Genomic DNA, 556 nt, shown 5'->3' on the forward strand with positions numbered 1-556 from the left:
GGAAAATACTGCTCAACAAGACACGAATGTAGTTTTGATAGCGCAATCTGAAAGCACATTAGAATTCGTTGATGAGAAGCTTACTCTTGTCGAAAAATATAATTCTGCTAAAACAAAAATAACGATTAAGGGTAACATCATCATCGAGGGGCTGACATCGCTTCAAGCTCTAAACGATGCGAACCTAGCTGTTAAAGTGTATGCAATCGAAGAAGGCGAAGACGCAGCGAAACGTATCGTACCTCTAGATATTGATTTGGTTGGCGATGAGATGACGTTAGTGTTCAACAGCGTTCTAAAAGGAACATACAAATTCGTAATTGCAAGAACAGGCTGGACACCGCTAACAATCGAGAACGTTTTTGTTGGAACAAACAACGAAGAGATGTTGATTGATCTTGGCGTTAACGGGCTTGATCTTGGATACATCTATATGCATTGGGGCGATTTCAACGGAGACGGCTACATCAACGATGTCGACCACCAAATCTTAGCTTGTAACTTCGGCTATGGAGAAGCACGTTGCGATTTCGATGGTAACGGAAAGGTTGATAAC

At 41.7% G+C, this 556-nt stretch carries 1 protein-coding gene; it reads left to right on the plus strand.

From position 1 onward, the window contains the following. Positions 1-34: 34 nt before the first annotated feature. Positions 35-556: hypothetical protein (locus ACYVTD_RS15830; protein WP_461248648.1), on the plus strand; the 522-nt coding region annotated here is incomplete at its 3' end.

This window comes from Treponema sp. R6D11, assembly GCF_054786075.1.